The sequence below is a fragment of the Mesorhizobium muleiense genome, assembly GCF_900099905.1.
In the GTDB taxonomy this organism is placed as follows: Bacteria; Pseudomonadota; Alphaproteobacteria; order Rhizobiales; family Rhizobiaceae; genus Mesorhizobium; species Mesorhizobium muleiense.
Map to the genome: position 1 here is coordinate 1 of NZ_FNEE01000011.1, position 14,650 is coordinate 14,650.

The window sequence follows — 14,650 nt, forward strand, 5'->3', positions numbered from 1 at the left end:
GCGGTCGCGAAGGTCCGCAGCAGGGCGGGCCCCCCATCGAACACCGTGCCCAGCGAAGCGTACAGCACGGGGTCCTCCAGCCGGGCGGCGTCGAACCCCGGATCGGTCAGGCGGGAACCGGCACGGTACGTGCCCGTTCGATGAAGCCACTGAATTCCACCATGAAGGTCTTCAGGAATTCGGCTGTGGATTCGCGCGACACTTCGCCATCATCGCCGATAAGGTCCGGCGTGAACTGGATGTAAGCCTCCGGCGCGTTCATCTGCGGCGAATCGCAGAAGCCGAGGACAGTGCGCAAGTGCTGCTGGCCGACGGCGGTGCCAATCAAACCGGGAGACGTTCCTATCACCGCCGATGGCTTCCTCGTGAACGCATTCTGCCCGTACGGCCGGCTAGCCCAATCTATCGCGTTCTTCAACGCGCCGGGTATCGAACGATTGTACTCTGGTGTAACGAAAAGGACGGCGTCGGTATCAGCTATGGCACTCTTGAAGCGATTTGCGACCTCTGGATAATTGGAGTCATAATCGTAGCTGTAGAGCGGCAGATCCCGGATGGGGATTTCCCTGAGCCTCAAATTCGAAGGAGCGAGTTTGACGAGCGCGAGCGCAAGCCGTCGGTTGATAGATTGAGACGCGAGGCTACCAATAACGTAGCCGACCTCAAATTTAGCCATTTAATGATCCTTTTCAGTTCTCAACTCAGCCACGCCCGCTTCTGCGCGGTCATAAGGCTATCAATTGCGGGCTCACGAGTTCAGCCCGTTTAATCGGGTCGCCGCTAACGGCTCCGCAGCGCGTAGCGCGCCGGAACCAACTCGTCAGGCTCCGGCCTACCGGGGTGTGAGGTGTTGTCCAAAGCTCATGATTGTCTCCTGCTGATCGCCTTACCCACGGCCGTATCGGCCACCTCCGCCGCTGGCCCCCGTGGGTTGGCATGCGCCTCCATGGATGGCCACCTAGTGTCTGCGGAGGAGATTGCGCCGCCTCGGTCCGCGCGACTATCGAACGGCAGTGTCGGTCAGGCGATGCGAAGGTCTATGGTAGACCCGTTGCGAGCATGGGGTGATCTCCCGCAAAACGTCAGAGGATGCCGCTTTGAGCAGCGAACAACGGCTGTGTCTCTTGCCTGTCGCCGGTACACCCAGCGCGGGGAGATTCTAAACCGCGGTATCGGTCATTCACAGCTTTGATGCAGTCGACTGAACGCACGCCCTCAACATAGCGTTCTACGCGTGTCTTTGGTCGGCACGCTGGTCGAACGAGCAAATGACGAACCCGGGCATGTCGCGCACCGATAGACAGTCCATCACGTTTAATAATGGATCTACGCAAAGGCCTGACCCTTGGGATAGCTCTGCCTAGCCCATCCGAGCGGAGATATGACCCTCTAGCACATTTGAATCTTCGCAGCGCTGCAGCGATGCTTTCGTAAAGCGGTTCGCTTCCGCGACCCTTGCGAGATGACCCGGAGAACAAATGCCCAAGACTTGGCTCATTACAGGTAGCGTCAGTGGCATCGGCCGAAGCACGGCGGAACTCGTGCCTTCACGGGGAGACAACCTTGTGGCGACCGCCCGAAACGTCAGCCGCCTTTCGGAACTCAAGCAGCGCTATCCCGAAAACGTCGCTCTCGTTGAACTCGACGTCACCGATATGAAGGCCGCACAGAATGCCGTTGACACAGCGGTCCGGACGTTCGGTCGTCTTGACGTGCTGCTCAACAATGCCGGCTACGCTCATCTTGCTCCGTTTGAACAGACCTCCGAGGCTGACTTCAAAGCCGAGATCGACACCAATTTCTATGGTGTAGTGAACCTGACCCGCGCCGCGCTCCCGGTCATGCGGAGGCAGAAATCGGGACACATCATCAACATCTCGTCCAGCTCCGCTCGCTTCGGAAGTCCGGGGTCCACCGCTTATGCCGCCGCCAAATGGGCGGTCAGTGGTTTCACCGCATCACTGGCCAAGGAGGTTTTACCCTTCGGCGTCAAGACCATTGCCATCGAACCGGGCAGCATCCGCACCAACTGGACGCGGGTTGCCCGTGGCCACGCGCCGGCACTGCTCGACGAGTACGATCCGACAATAGGCGAGATCATGCGGATGACCGAGAATTATGCGGGAAACGAGCCCGGCGACCCTGGCAAGGTCGCCAATGTGATCTTCGACTTATCGCGTGAGGATAATCTGCCCGAGCAACTGATTCTGGGACGTGATGCCTTAGAGCGCATAGCACAGACGGATGCCGTCCGAGCCGCGGCCGCGCTCAAGTGGGACGAGGTCAGCCGATCGACGGATTATTGAATGGAGGGTGTAAGGGCTACACGTGCTCTCGCAGACGCCGGTAATGTCTGGTTTTGGGCAGTGGCAATGGTACCCGGAATGACCAAGATCGGGCGCGAAGCTGCCGTTCACGTCGCGGCTTGCGTAAGGCGCTCTCCGGCCATCAGCGCTGGTTGCCACGAATGTCGGCTATCGGGCAGCAAAACGGGTTGCTGAAGGTCGGCTTGGGGTCATGATTCCGGTTCATCGCCGCTGCAATGACCGATGGATCACAGACGCTCGGCATTTCGCGTTAGACTGCAGCTACGGCATTTTCGATCATACACTCAACCATCCTATTCGCACGTCGTTGCCGCCGTTCGCCGCACCTACCGATCGGAGGCCTTCCTGTGTGTAGTTGAACGCACGGCTCGACTAGCATCGCCGCGCTGCCGATGTCGGCATCTGAACGGCCGGAGGGCGGCGAACCACTTCTGGACCGGATTGCGGAGCAAACCGGAAAAGCCGTGAAATCGGGAAAACGCGGCCAGGCGGGGAAAGAAAATAGTGCACTGTCACCGTAATTCCAGGACGCCGGCCAAGGCGCAACAGGTCCGACAGCGCGGCGCGAAATTGCGGCCCAGGAATTACGATCCTGACGCCAGACCAAGCGTTTGGCGCGCCTCATTGACGGTGGCCACACGCCGGCCAAACTTCCCGACTGAGGCCGCCGCGATTTCAACAAGCTCGGCGTTGCTGCGCGCCAGGCGTTCCCTGGTGATCCTGATATTGTCCTCAAGTCCGGTGCGCACTGCGTCTGCTCCGCGCGCCAACGCCCATTCCATGACGATCGTCTGGTTGCGGCCTATTCCGGCCGCTGTCCAGGTGGATTGTGGAAACAGGAGTTTCGCTTCCGTGAGGAGCACATCGAGCAATCTCTCCTGCGCAGGCAGTGCGTTTTGCACGCCCATGACAAACTGGATGTGCGGGCGCTCGCCGATAAGCCCACCGTCGGCCAGCCGCCTGGCAGTGTGAAGGTGCGAGAGGTCGAAGATCTCGATCTCCGGCAGCACGCCATTTGCCTTCATCGCGGTTGCGAGATCACCGATCAGGGTGGGATGGTTCTCGTAGACGATGGATGGGAAGTTGACCGAACCGGTCGAAAGCGAGGCCATGTCCGGCTTCAGATAAAGTGCCGAGCCACGCGCGGCAGGATCACGACCGCGCCCGCCGGTCGAAAACTGGACGATCATACCGGGGCAATGCCTACGCACCCCCGCCTGAACAGCAGCGAAGCGCGTTGGTTCAGACGATGAACTCTGATCGTCATTGCGCACGTGGATGTGCACCAGCGACGCACCTGCTTCAAAGGCTTCCTGGGTCGACTCGATCTGTTCGGCCACGCTGATCGGCACCGCAGGATTGTCTTCCTTGCGCGGCAGCGAGCCGGTGATCGCAACAGCGATGATACAGGGTTCAGGCATGGCGACAAACTATCCGTCTATCTGGTCGATGAGCCAGCGGATCGCGAGCGGATAGCCCGCGGCGCCGAGCCCCGCGATCACGCCGGTGGCGACCTTCGATACCAGCGACCGATGATAGATCTCCTCGCGGCGATGGATGTTCGAGATATGCAGTTCGACGATCGGGCCCGGAAACATTTTGAGCGCATCGAGCACCGGGATCGAAATAAAACTCAAACCCGCGGGATTGACCAAAATGCCCGCGCCGTCGTCGATCGCCTCATGCACCCAATTGACGATTTCGCCCTCGATGTTCGATTGGTGAAAACGGATTGGATGGTCGCCGGCGGCGTCACGGCACATCGCCTCGATTTCTGCGAGCGTCGTCCTGCCATAGATCTCCGGCTCGCGCATGCCGAGCCGGTTGAGATTTGGGCCGTTGAGGACGAAGATTGGCTTGGTCATGGTCCTATCCTTGATAGCCCAGCAGGCGCGGCAGCCACAGCACCAGCGATGGGAAGAAGGTGATCAGCATCAGGGCGGCAATCATGGCGTAGAGAAACGGCATTACGTCGTGCACCAGGTCGCGCAGCGGCACCTCTGCGATGCGGGTCATGATGAACAGCAGCAACCCGTAGGGCGGGGTGACGAGCCCGAGCATGATGTTGACGACGACCATTACGCCGAAATGCACCATGTCGACACCGAGCGCCTGCGCCGTCGGAATCAGCACCGGCACGATTACCAGCAGGATGGTCGTCCCTTCCAGCACGCAGCCCAGGATCAGCAGCAGGATGTTGACCAGGATCAGGAAACCCATCGGCGAAAGATCCCAGGACTTCAGGATCACCGACAGGGACTGCGGAATGTTCTCGACCGTGACAACGTAGTTGAACACCAGGGCGCCGGCGATGAGCATGCCGATCGAGGCCGTGGTGCGGGCGCTGTTGAGAAGCGCATGGTAGAGTTGGCCCGGCGTCACGCTGCGATAGATCGCGACCGAGATGAGCAGCGCGTAGCCGGCGGCGACCGCCGCGGCCTCGGTCGGGGTCATCACGCCGCCCCTTATGCCGACCAGCAGGACGACCGGCAGCATCAGCGCCGGAAATGCGCGCAAGGTGATCCCCGGCAATTCCCTGAGCGGCACCGGCTTCTCGACCGGAAAGTTCTTCCGGCGCGCGTCGATGGCGACGATGATCATCTGCGACAGGGCGAGAAGAAGGCCCGGCACGATACCGGCAATGAACAGGTAGCCGATGGATGCGTCCGAGATCAGCGCGTAGATGACCAGAGGAATCGACGGAGGAATGATCGGGCCGACGACGGAGGTGACGGCTGTCAGCGCAGCGGCATAGCTCGCCGGGTACTTGCCATCCCTGGTCATGAGTTGCTGCATCATCTTGCCGGTGCCCGCGGCGTCGGCGATGGCCGAGCCGGACATGCCGGCGAAGATGATCGACTGCAGCACGTTGACTTGCGCCAGACCGCCGCGGAAACGGCCGACGACGGCGTTGCAGAATTGCAGCAGCCGGTCGGTCATGGTCCCGGCGTTCATCAACTCCGCGGCGAGAATGAACATCGGTACGGCAAGCAGAATGTAGCTTGTGTAGAGCCCGTTGAGGAGTTGCTCGGCCGACGTGCCCATGTCGAGCCCTGCAAGCCAGAGATAGAGGATCGACCCGGCGATCATCGAGTGACCGATCGGCAGGCCAAGCAGGGCCAGCGCTGTGATCGCAACGACTGACAGCGAAAAGGGACTCGCGAGATTCATACGCCGGAGCTCGCTTTCGTGGGGTCGAATTCCGCCGGTGCTTCGCCGCGCAGAGCACGCCACGCCAGCCACAGGTAACGGGCGATCACGGCGACCACGAAGACGAGATAGATCGAGAACAGCCAGTCGAAGCGTATCTTGAGGTAGGCGGTGCTCTCGACCTTCATGAAGGTCACGTAGCTGAAGACAGCCGGAAAGGACCAGCCATAGAGCGCGACGAGAGCGATTGCGAAGGCAAGCGTCATTACCCGCCTGATGTCCGGACCGACTGTGGCGTAGAGGAGATCAAAACGGATTTCCTCTTCTTCACGAACGACGAACGCTGCGCCGAACAGCACAACCCAGATCCAGAGTACGACGGTGAGCTCGTTGCTCCAGCCGGTCGGCCAGTTGAGAAGGTAGCGAAAAGCAACCTGCAGCAGAAACGCGGCGAACATGGCGCCGATGGCGATGGCGATCGCGTTCTCGGCGCGCCGGTAGAGCCAGCCGCCGACCTTTCTCAATCCCGGGTTCATGATGCCTCCCTGACGAGCGTCTGGCCAAACCGGCCAGCCGGTCGCAAGCGGACCGGCCGGCGCGTTCGTCGCGTCAAAGCGCGTTGATCTTGTCGACCATCCCGGCAGGCCATTCCTTGGCCAGGTCGGAGGCAAGATATTGCTCCTGCACATGCTTGCGGAATGCTGCGACATCGGGTTCGTAGATCTTCAGGCCCTTGCCCTTGAATGTTTCAACGAGTTCCTTCTCGCGCGTCAGGTGTTTCTCTGTCGAGAAGTCGATCGCCTTGTCCGCCGCGGCCTGGACCTTTGCCTGCTTCTCGGCCCCCATCTCGTCCCACACCTTTTTCGAGATACTGAGAAGGTCGAATCCGACAAGGTGCGAGGTCAATACGATCTGCGACATGACCTCGTAGAACTTCATGTTCTCGACGTTGGGCAACGGGTTGTCCTGCCCATCGATCGCGCCTGTCTGCAGGCCGGTATAGACCTCGGCGTAGGCCATTGGCGTCGGGTTCGCGCCGAGCGCCTGGCCGAGGAATTGCCAGGCGTCGCCACCCGGCATGCGCAGCTTGATGCCGGCCATGTCGGCGGGAGTCTTGATTTCCTTGTCCGGTTTCAGGCCGACCTGACGCAGGCCGAAATAGGTAGGGCCGAGCACCTTCACGCCGAGCTGGTCCTCGGTCATCCTCTTCAGCTCCGCGCCGGCATCGCTGGCAAAGAACGCCTTCACGTGCGCAGCGTCACGGAACAGGTAGCCGGCGGTGACGATGGACCACGCTGGAATCTGCTTGGAGATGTCCTGCGGGGCAACGTTGCCCATCTCGAGGTTGCCGCGCTGGATGGCGACAAGTTCGGTGCCTTGCTTGAACAGGTTGCCGCCGTAATAACCCTCGAAGGCAAAGTCGTCCTTGATGGCTTCGGCGAACATCTTCATCATCTCGGCCCGGATGTCCTGTTCCGAGAACACGGCCGAGAAACGCAGCTTCGGCTTGTCCTGGGCGAAGGCGGGAATGGCGGTCGCGGCGGCGAGTGCGCCGGCGGCGACCATAAACATGCGTCGGTTCATTTCAGCTTTCATGTCGATTTCCTCCCTATGGTCTTCATATGGTTATAGGCGTCATTGCCTTATGCGGCGGCCTCGAAATGATCTGCCATGGCGCGGCGGTCGGCCTTGCGCCCGGTGAACAGCTCGAACGCGCGGACGGCCTGATGGATCGCCATGCCGATGCCCGGCAGCGTTCTGCAGCCGATCGTACGGGCTGCGACCAGCAACTCTGTTTCGGTCGGAAAGTAGATTATGTCGGCGACCCATTTTTCGGCTGTCAGAAGAGCCGTGTCGAACGGTGTTCCGGGGTATTTCGCCATGCCCACCGGGGTCGTGTTGACGATGCCGTTTGCCATGCGCACGGCTGCGGCCGGGTCCGGCCACGTCTCGACGCGACCGCCGAACAAGGCGCCCATGCGCGACGCAAGATCCGAGGCGCGACCGGGTTGGCTGTCGAGGACCAACAGCCGGCCAACGCCCATTTGCATCAGCGCGTTTGCGACTGCGGCGCCCGCTCCGCCGGCGCCGAACATTGCGACACAGCCCATCGATGCGCCTGTCATCGCTTCGCGAAAACTCTCCGCGAAACCCCAGCTGTCGGTGTTGTGGCCTTCCTTGCGTCCGCCAGCAAAGACGACCGTATTCACCGCGCCTATCACGCGCGCTTCCGGCGACAATGCATCGAGGACGGGAATGACAGCCTGTTTAAACGGATGCGTGATGTTGAGGCCGTGAAAGCCTGCAATTTCCGCCGCCGCGATCAAGTCGCCGATCGCCGCGTCTGGCAATCCGAGCCTGTCGAAATCGAGCAAAAGGTACGAATAGCCGATGCCGAGGCGCCGGGCTTCACGCTCGTGCATGCCGGGAGTGCGCGAGGACTGAATACCGCGTCCGACGAGGCCAATCACGACCTTTTCGTTGTCGCCGCCGGCGGCGCCCTTGTGCTCGTCGGCAAGACGGCAAAGGAGGTCGACAAGGCTGTCGTCCATCTCGCGAAATTCCTCCCTGTGCGGGCCGCCTCCCAGCCCAAATGCGGCAATTCCCGGATCGCCCTTGTGTTCACGCCAAACGCGCCGGTAAATGAGCCTGTCGCGATTTGCGAATAATGTACTAACTGGTTAGTTTAGTCAAATGCCGGCACGCCGGGGCGGGAACTCAACTGCATGGCCGTTATCAAGAAAGAACGAAAGCCGAAGCCGGACGCGAGCACGACGCGTATCCAGGACCCTGAGGGCACGCGCCGCAACATCCTGGAGATCGCCTCCAAGGAGTTTGCCCTGAACGGCTTGTCGGGCGCGCGCATAGACGAGATTGCAGCGCGCACACGCTTCAGCAAGCGCATGATCTACTACTACTTCGGCGACAAGGAAGGCCTCTACCTGCGCGCGCTCGAGAACGCGTATCGCCAGGTGCGCGAGGGCGAGGCTCAACTTGATATCGAAGGCCTGCCGCCCGTGGCGGCACTGACACGCCTGGTGGAGTTCACGTTCGACCACCATCACCGACACGAGGAATTCATCCGCATGGTGATGATCGAGAATATCCATCACGGCCAATATCTCGAACAATCGGATGCGATCCGCGAACTGAACGTGACTGCGATCGACCATATCTCTCGCATCTATTCACGCGGTGTCGAAGTGGGCGTGTTCCGGCCGGGACTCGACGCGGTCGAACTCCATTGGCAGATAAGCGCGCTGTGCTTCTTCAACGTTTCCAATCGCACCACCTTTTCGATGATCTTCGGACGCGACTTCGGCGCGCCGGCACAACTCGAGCGGCTCAAACGCAACAGCGTGGAGATGCTGTTGCGTTTTGTCGCCAAGGACGAAGCTCCCGCAGAACGCTGAGCGCCGAACTTGCGATGCCGGCAGCGTTGCCTTAGTTTATGTACGAACTGGTTCGTTCATAACAAAACCAGGAAGGAGGCGCGTTTGAAGACGTCGATCGCGACGGTGTCGATCGCCGGTGACCTGGCGGAGAAATTCGCGGCAATTTCCGCCGCGGGCTTCGACGGTGTCGAAATCTTCGAGAACGATTTCCTCGCCTTTGACGGCTCGCCGCGCGACGTCGGCCGAATGGCTGGTGACACAGGCCTGACCATAACGCTGTTCCAGCCGTTCAGGGATTTTGAGGGTTTGCCGGAACCGCAGCGCAACCGCGCCTTCGATCGTGCCGAGCGCAAGTTCGACGTCATGCAGGAACTCGGCACCGACCTGATGCTGGTATGCTCGTCGGTGTCGCCGGTCTCGCTTGGCGGGATCGACCGGGCGGCGGCGGATTTTCACGAGCTTGGCGAGCGCGCCGCCAAGCGCGGTCTGCGCGTCGGCTATGAGGCATTGGCCTGGGGGCGTCACGTCAACGATCATCGCGATGCGTGGGAAATCGTGCGCAGGACCGACCATCCGAACGTCGGGCTGGTTCTCGATTCCTTCCACACGCTGGCCCGCAGGATTGAACTTGGCTCGATCCGTTCGATACCCGCGGACAAGATCTTCATTGTCCAACTCGCCGACGCGCCGCTGATCGAAATGGACTTGCTCTATTGGAGCCGGCACTTCCGCAACATGCCAGGCGAAGGTGATCTGCCGGTGCGACAGTTCATGCAGGCGGTCGCCGCAACCGGTTATGACGGCTATCTGTCGCTCGAGATTTTCAACGACAAGTTCCGTGGCGGGTCGGCAAAGGCGATCTCCGTCGACGGACGGCGTTCGCTCGTATGGTTGATGGATCAGGTGCGGCGTGAAGAACCGGCACTTGACATGGCTATCCCGCCCATGCCCGACCGCATCGGAGTTGGAGGGGTCGAGTTCATCGAGTTCGCGGCCGATCGCCAGGACGCCGGACAGCTTGGATCGCTGTTGCGCATGCTCGGCTTTGTCGAGGCCGGTCGGCACGTCTCGAAGGACGTCACGCTCTACCGCCAGGGCGAGATCAATATTGTCATCAATACCGAGCGGCAGGGCTTTGCCCATTCTTCCTTTGTTGTCCATGGCACGTCGGCATACGCAATGGGCCTGAAGGTCGAGGACGCCGCCGCCACGGTGGCGCGCGCCGAGGCACTGGGCGCGGAGATCTTTCACCAGCGGGTTGGGCCCGGCGAGTTGTCGATCCCGGCGATCCGCGGCGTCGGCGGCGGACTGATCTACTTCCTCGATGCCAAGACCGACCTGGCGAAGGTCTGGGACATAGAGTTCACGCCGGTCACGTCGGCAAGTTCCGGCAATGGCGTCGGCCTCACCCGTATCGATCATGTCGGGCAGACCATGGCACAGGAGGAGATGCCGAGCTGGCTGCTGTTCTATGTCTCGATCTTCAGGACGACCAAGACCCCGATGGTCGACATCGTCGATCCGGCCGGCCTCGTGCGCAGCCAGGTCATCGAAGGTCTGGACAAGCGCTTCCGCCTCACGCTGAACGGTGCCGAGAGTCACCGCACCCTGGCCGGCCATTTCATCGCTGAAACCTTTGGTTCCGGCGTCCAGCATCTGGCACTCGCGACGGATGACATCTTTGCGACGGCGGCGAAGCTGCAGGCCAACGGCTTCGAACCGCTTCAGATATCGATGAACTACTACGACGACGTAGAAGCGCGCTTCGGTCTGGATCCGGAGGTCGCCGATCGGTTACGCTCGGCCAACATCCTTTATGACCGCGACGACAACGGCGAATTTTTTCAGCTCTATGCGCCGACATTCGGAGAGGGATTCATTATCGAGTTCGTTGAACGGCGCGGCGCGTATGCAGGCTATGGTGCGCCGAACGCACCATTCCGCATCGCCGCGCAAAAACGGCTGATGCGGCCCAAAGGAATGCCAAAGCTATGACAAGTATGAACTTTGCTCGCATCAATGGCGCGACGATCCACTACCGGCATCGTCCCAAAACTGGCAGGCCGACGGTCGTCTTCGCGAACTCGCTCGGCACGGATATGCGCATCTGGAACGAGGTCGAGCGAAGGCTGGCCGACGACTGTACATCCGTTGCGTTCGACAAGCGCGGACACGGCCTGAGCGAACTGGGTGGCGCGCCGCAAACAATCGAGACCCATGCGACGGACCTTGCAGGGCTGCTCGACCATCTCAGCGTAAAGCGCGCGGTGATCTGCGGGCTTTCGATCGGCGGCGTCATTGCGCAATGCCTTTACAAGACGCGGCCGGATTTGATCGAGGGGCTGATCCTTTGCGATACGGCAGCGAAAATCGGCACAGTCGAGATGTGGAACGGGCGCATCAACGCGACCCTGTCGGAGGGCATTGCCAGCTTTGCCGACGACGTGATGCGAAAATGGTTCACGCCGGATTTCCATAACAATCGCGGCGAGGAGCTGGCGGGTTATAAAACGATGCTGACGCGCCAGGATCCGGCCGGCTACGCCGCTGCCTGCGCTTCTATGCGCGACGCCGATTTCACCGCGACGACCGCCGCGATCAACGTGCCGACACTCTGCATTGTCGGCGATCAGGACGGATCGACGCCGCCTGAGCTGGTGGAATCGCTGGCCCGCTCAATCCCCGCCGCACGGTTCGAGATCATCGTCGGTGCGGGCCACATCCCATGCGTCGAGCAGCCGGAAAGGCTGGCCGGGCTGGTCCGTGGCTTCCTGAACGACATGCCAAGAGAGCGCAAATGAGCAAGCCACGACACGGCGACCGATACGTCGAAGGGATGGCGACGCGCCGTTCGGTGCTGGGTGACGCCCATGTCGACCGCGCAGAGGCGGCCAAGACCGCATTCGACACGCCTTTCCAGGAACTGATCACCGAGGCTGCATGGAGCCACGTCTGGTCGCGGCCTCAAATCACCAGGCGCGAGCGGTCCATGATCACCATCGCGCTGCTCGCCGCGCTGAAGCAGGACGAAGAGGTTGCGATGCATATCCGCGCCAGCGTCAATACCGGGGCGACGCGCGACGACATACGCGAGGCGCTGCTGCATGTGGCAATCTATGCCGGGGTACCGGCGGCAAATCATGCGATGAAGATCGCCAGGAAGACGTTCGACGAAATCGACGCTCAAGCCGGCTAATCATGACCAACTCGCGCTCTCCCGCCAACCGCACGCCGGAAATCGGCAGCTTCTTTCCGCGCGACCGCAACTGGCATCCGCCGGCCTTCACGCCGGCCTACAAGACGTCCGTTCTGCGCTCGCCGCAACGGCCGCTTCTTTCCCTCGACAACACGCTGTCGGAGCTTACCGGGCCGGTCTTCGGCCAAAGTATTCTCGGTGAACTGGACAATGACCTCATACACAATTTTGCCGGGCCGGGCGAAAGCGCGATCGGGTCGCGCATCCTCGTCTATGGCCGCCTGCTCGACGAGCGCGGCATCGGCGTCGCCGGTGCGTTGCTGGAGGTATGGCAGGCCAACGCCGGCGGACGCTATCGACACAAGAAGGAGACTTATCGCGCGCCGCTCGATCCGAACTTCGGCGGCTGCGGCCGCGCCATCACCGGCGAGGATGGCTCCTATTGTTTCCGCACGATCCAGCCGGGGCCATATCCCTGGCCCAACGGACCCAACGACTGGCGTCCAGCGCACATCCATTTCTCGATCTTCGGACACGGCTTCGCGCAGCGCCTGATCACCCAGATGTATTTCGAGGGCGACCCGATGATCTGGAGGTGCCCGATCGTGCGGACCATCAACGACCGCCGCGCTATTGAAGGCCTCACCGCCGCACTCGACATGGAGGCAACGATACCGATGGATGCGCGGGCATACAAATTCGACATTGTACTGCGCGGCCGCCGCTCGACGCTGTTCGAAAACCGCATCGAGGGCAACTGATGGTCCAGGCTCTCGGCCGGCTGAAGGAAAGTGCCTCGCAGACCGCGGGACCCTATGTCCATATTGGGCTGACGCCCAACTTTGCCGGTATCTCGGGCGTCTATGAATGCGACCTTGGCACCGCGATGGTCAACGACAAGACCAGGGGCGAACGCATCAGGGTCAACATCCGGGTGATCGACGGCGCCGGCTCGCCGCTGAACGACGCACTTGTGGAGATCTGGCAGGCGGACGCCGCCGGCATCTACAATTCGCCCTCGGATCTGCGCGGCTCCGCCGACCCGAACTTTACCGGCTGGGGCCGGCTGCCCACCGACATGACGACGGGCGAATGCCTGTTCGAAACCATCAAACCCGGTCGCGTGCCGTTTTTTGACGGCCGCAAGATGGCGCCGCATTTGACGGTCTGGATTGTCGCGCGTGGAATCAACATCGGCCTTCACACCCGCATGTATTTCGGCGATGAGGAAACCGCCAACGCCGAGGATCCCGTCCTGATGCGCATTGAGCAGAAAGAGCGCGTGTCAACGCTGGTCGCGCCGCGCGATGGCGACATCTACAAGTTCGACATTCATCTCCAGGGCATCAACGAGACGGTCTTCTTCGACATATGATCGCAGCATTCGACAATCCCCTTCTGTCCGGGCCCCTCCTGTCCGGGCTTCTCGGCGATGAGAAGATGGCGACGCTGCTCGGCGTCGAGGCCGAACTTGCGACGATGCTGCAATTCGAGAAGGCGCTCGCCGACGCAGAAGCTGCGCTCGGCATCGTCCCGGCGGCTGCAGCAAGCGCCATCGGGCGCGTCCTCGACAACTTCCGGCCGGAAATCCAGGCCCTGAGGGACGCAACGGCGCGCGACGGCGTCATGGTGCCGGAACTCGTGCGGCAGATCAGGCATGCTGTCGGAGAGCCGCATTCGCAGCATGTGCATTTCGGTGCGACCAGCCAGGACGTGATCGACACGGCCATGATCCTGAGAATTCGCGCCTGTATCGACCTGTTGGAAGAACGGCTTTCGGCTCTGGTGGTCGCCTTCGACGATCTCGGCCATCGGTTTGGCGATCGCCCGCTGATGGCCCGAACCCGCATGCAGGCAGCGATTCCGATTTCCGTAGCCGACCGCGTCGCAAGCTGGCGCGAACCGCTCGTGCGCCACCATGAGCGGCTTCAATCGGTGCGGGGATCGATTCTCGTCGTCCAGTTCGGCGGCGCCGCCGGGACACTCGAGAAGTTCGCACAGAAGGGCGCCGCCATCCGTGCCGCGCTGGCCCGGCAGCTAAGCCTCGGCGACGCGCCGCAATGGCACAGCCAGCGGGACCGCATCGCTGAACTGGCCAACTGGCTGTCGCTTGTGACGGGCGGCCTCGGCAAGTTCGGGCAGGACATTGCACTAATGGCGCAGGCAGGCGACGAGCTGCAACGGGCGGGCGGCGGTTCGTCGTCGGCCATGGCGCACAAGCGCAATCCCATCGACGCCGAGATGCTGGTGACGCTTGGCCGCTACAACGCAGTCCAAGTGTCGGGAATGCATCATGCGCTGATCCATGAGCAAGAGCGCTCTGGTGCAGCCTGGACGCTGGAATGGTTGATCCTGCCGCAGATGCTCATGGCGGCTGGAGCATCGACCTGTGTCGCGGACAGGCTGGTCCGAACCATAGCGGCAATCGGAGGCAAGGGTTGACTGATCCCACCAATGCATGTCGCGCAAAAGTGTGCAGCGGTTTTGCGACAACGACATGCATAAAAACAACAACCTGAAGCGCGTCGCATGAGGCCGGGGCAAACGCGACGCGCTTTAGGCGGCTCACGCCGTGGATCTTG

General features: G+C 61.4%; 15 protein-coding genes. 8 read left to right on the plus strand and 7 right to left on the minus strand.

Annotated features, from left to right (window positions below; genetic code table 11):
• Positions 1-106: 106 nt before the first annotated feature.
• On the minus strand, positions 107-676 hold the full coding sequence (locus tag BLT09_RS19190; protein ID WP_091595698.1) for an NADPH-dependent FMN reductase: 570 nt from the start codon (positions 674-676) through the stop codon (positions 107-109).
• Between the two features lie 802 nt (positions 677-1,478).
• On the opposite strand from BLT09_RS19190, the gene BLT09_RS19195 reads away from it, so the two are divergent.
• The gene (locus BLT09_RS19195) at positions 1,479-2,306 is read left to right on the plus strand and encodes an SDR family NAD(P)-dependent oxidoreductase (protein WP_091595701.1); all 828 of its coding nucleotides are present in this window, start codon (positions 1,479-1,481) and stop codon (positions 2,304-2,306) included.
• Between the two features lie 605 nt (positions 2,307-2,911).
• On the opposite strand, the gene BLT09_RS19200 is transcribed toward BLT09_RS19195, so the two are convergent.
• From BLT09_RS19200 to BLT09_RS19225, 6 genes are all read right to left on the minus strand, one after another.
• Positions 2,912-3,748, minus strand: coding sequence for a 3-oxoadipate:acetyl-CoA acetyltransferase (locus tag BLT09_RS19200; protein WP_091595703.1), 837 nt, complete (start codon positions 3,746-3,748; stop codon positions 2,912-2,914).
• A gap of 9 nt (positions 3,749-3,757) precedes the next feature.
• Positions 3,758-4,192, minus strand: a complete 435-nt coding sequence (locus BLT09_RS19205; RefSeq protein WP_091595705.1) for a type II 3-dehydroquinate dehydratase — start codon at positions 4,190-4,192, stop codon at positions 3,758-3,760.
• 4 nt (positions 4,193-4,196) lie between these two features.
• Positions 4,197-5,498 (minus strand): TRAP transporter large permease, encoded by a 1,302-nt coding sequence (locus tag BLT09_RS19210; RefSeq protein ID WP_091595707.1) that lies wholly within the window; start codon positions 5,496-5,498, stop codon positions 4,197-4,199.
• The gene (locus tag BLT09_RS19215) at positions 5,495-6,013 is read right to left on the minus strand and encodes a TRAP transporter small permease (protein WP_091595709.1); all 519 of its coding nucleotides are present in this window, start codon (positions 6,011-6,013) and stop codon (positions 5,495-5,497) included. The genes BLT09_RS19210 and BLT09_RS19215 overlap by 4 nt, the downstream gene beginning before the upstream one ends.
• A 73-nt stretch (positions 6,014-6,086) precedes the next feature.
• Positions 6,087-7,073: a TRAP transporter substrate-binding protein DctP gene (gene dctP / locus BLT09_RS19220; RefSeq protein WP_091595711.1), complete on the minus strand. Its 987-nt coding sequence runs from the start codon at positions 7,071-7,073 to the stop codon at positions 6,087-6,089.
• 47 nt (positions 7,074-7,120) lie between these two features.
• Positions 7,121-8,029, minus strand: a complete 909-nt coding sequence (locus BLT09_RS19225) for a shikimate dehydrogenase (protein WP_091595713.1) — start codon at positions 8,027-8,029, stop codon at positions 7,121-7,123.
• Between the two features lie 174 nt (positions 8,030-8,203).
• Here BLT09_RS19225 and BLT09_RS19230 point away from each other — a divergent pair, with 174 nt between their 5' ends.
• From BLT09_RS19230 to BLT09_RS19260, 7 genes are all read left to right on the plus strand, one after another.
• Positions 8,204-8,890: a TetR/AcrR family transcriptional regulator gene (locus BLT09_RS19230; protein ID WP_091595715.1), complete on the plus strand. Its 687-nt coding sequence runs from the start codon at positions 8,204-8,206 to the stop codon at positions 8,888-8,890.
• 84 nt (positions 8,891-8,974) lie between these two features.
• Entirely contained in the window at positions 8,975-10,867 is a 1,893-nt protein-coding gene (locus tag BLT09_RS19235) for a bifunctional sugar phosphate isomerase/epimerase/4-hydroxyphenylpyruvate dioxygenase family protein (protein ID WP_091595717.1), read from the plus strand.
• Between the two features lie 5 nt (positions 10,868-10,872).
• Positions 10,873-11,673 (plus strand): 3-oxoadipate enol-lactonase, encoded by an 801-nt coding sequence (gene pcaD, locus BLT09_RS19240; RefSeq protein WP_091595719.1) that lies wholly within the window; start codon positions 10,873-10,875, stop codon positions 11,671-11,673.
• On the plus strand, positions 11,670-12,068 hold the full coding sequence (pcaC, locus tag BLT09_RS19245) for a 4-carboxymuconolactone decarboxylase (protein WP_091595721.1): 399 nt from the start codon (positions 11,670-11,672) through the stop codon (positions 12,066-12,068). The genes pcaD and pcaC overlap by 4 nt, the downstream gene beginning before the upstream one ends.
• 2 nt (positions 12,069-12,070) lie before the next feature.
• Entirely contained in the window at positions 12,071-12,829 is a 759-nt protein-coding gene (gene pcaH, locus BLT09_RS19250; protein WP_091595723.1) for a protocatechuate 3,4-dioxygenase subunit beta, read from the plus strand.
• Positions 12,829-13,443 (plus strand): protocatechuate 3,4-dioxygenase subunit alpha, encoded by a 615-nt coding sequence (gene pcaG, locus BLT09_RS19255; RefSeq protein WP_091595725.1) that lies wholly within the window; start codon positions 12,829-12,831, stop codon positions 13,441-13,443. Before pcaH ends, pcaG begins: the two co-directional genes overlap by 1 nt.
• Positions 13,440-14,510 carry a 3-carboxy-cis,cis-muconate cycloisomerase gene (locus tag BLT09_RS19260; RefSeq protein WP_091595728.1) on the plus strand — a complete coding sequence of 357 codons (1,071 nt, stop codon included), beginning with the start codon at positions 13,440-13,442 and terminating at the stop codon, positions 14,508-14,510. The genes pcaG and BLT09_RS19260 overlap by 4 nt, the downstream gene beginning before the upstream one ends.
• The last annotated feature ends 140 nt before the right edge of the window (positions 14,511-14,650 follow it).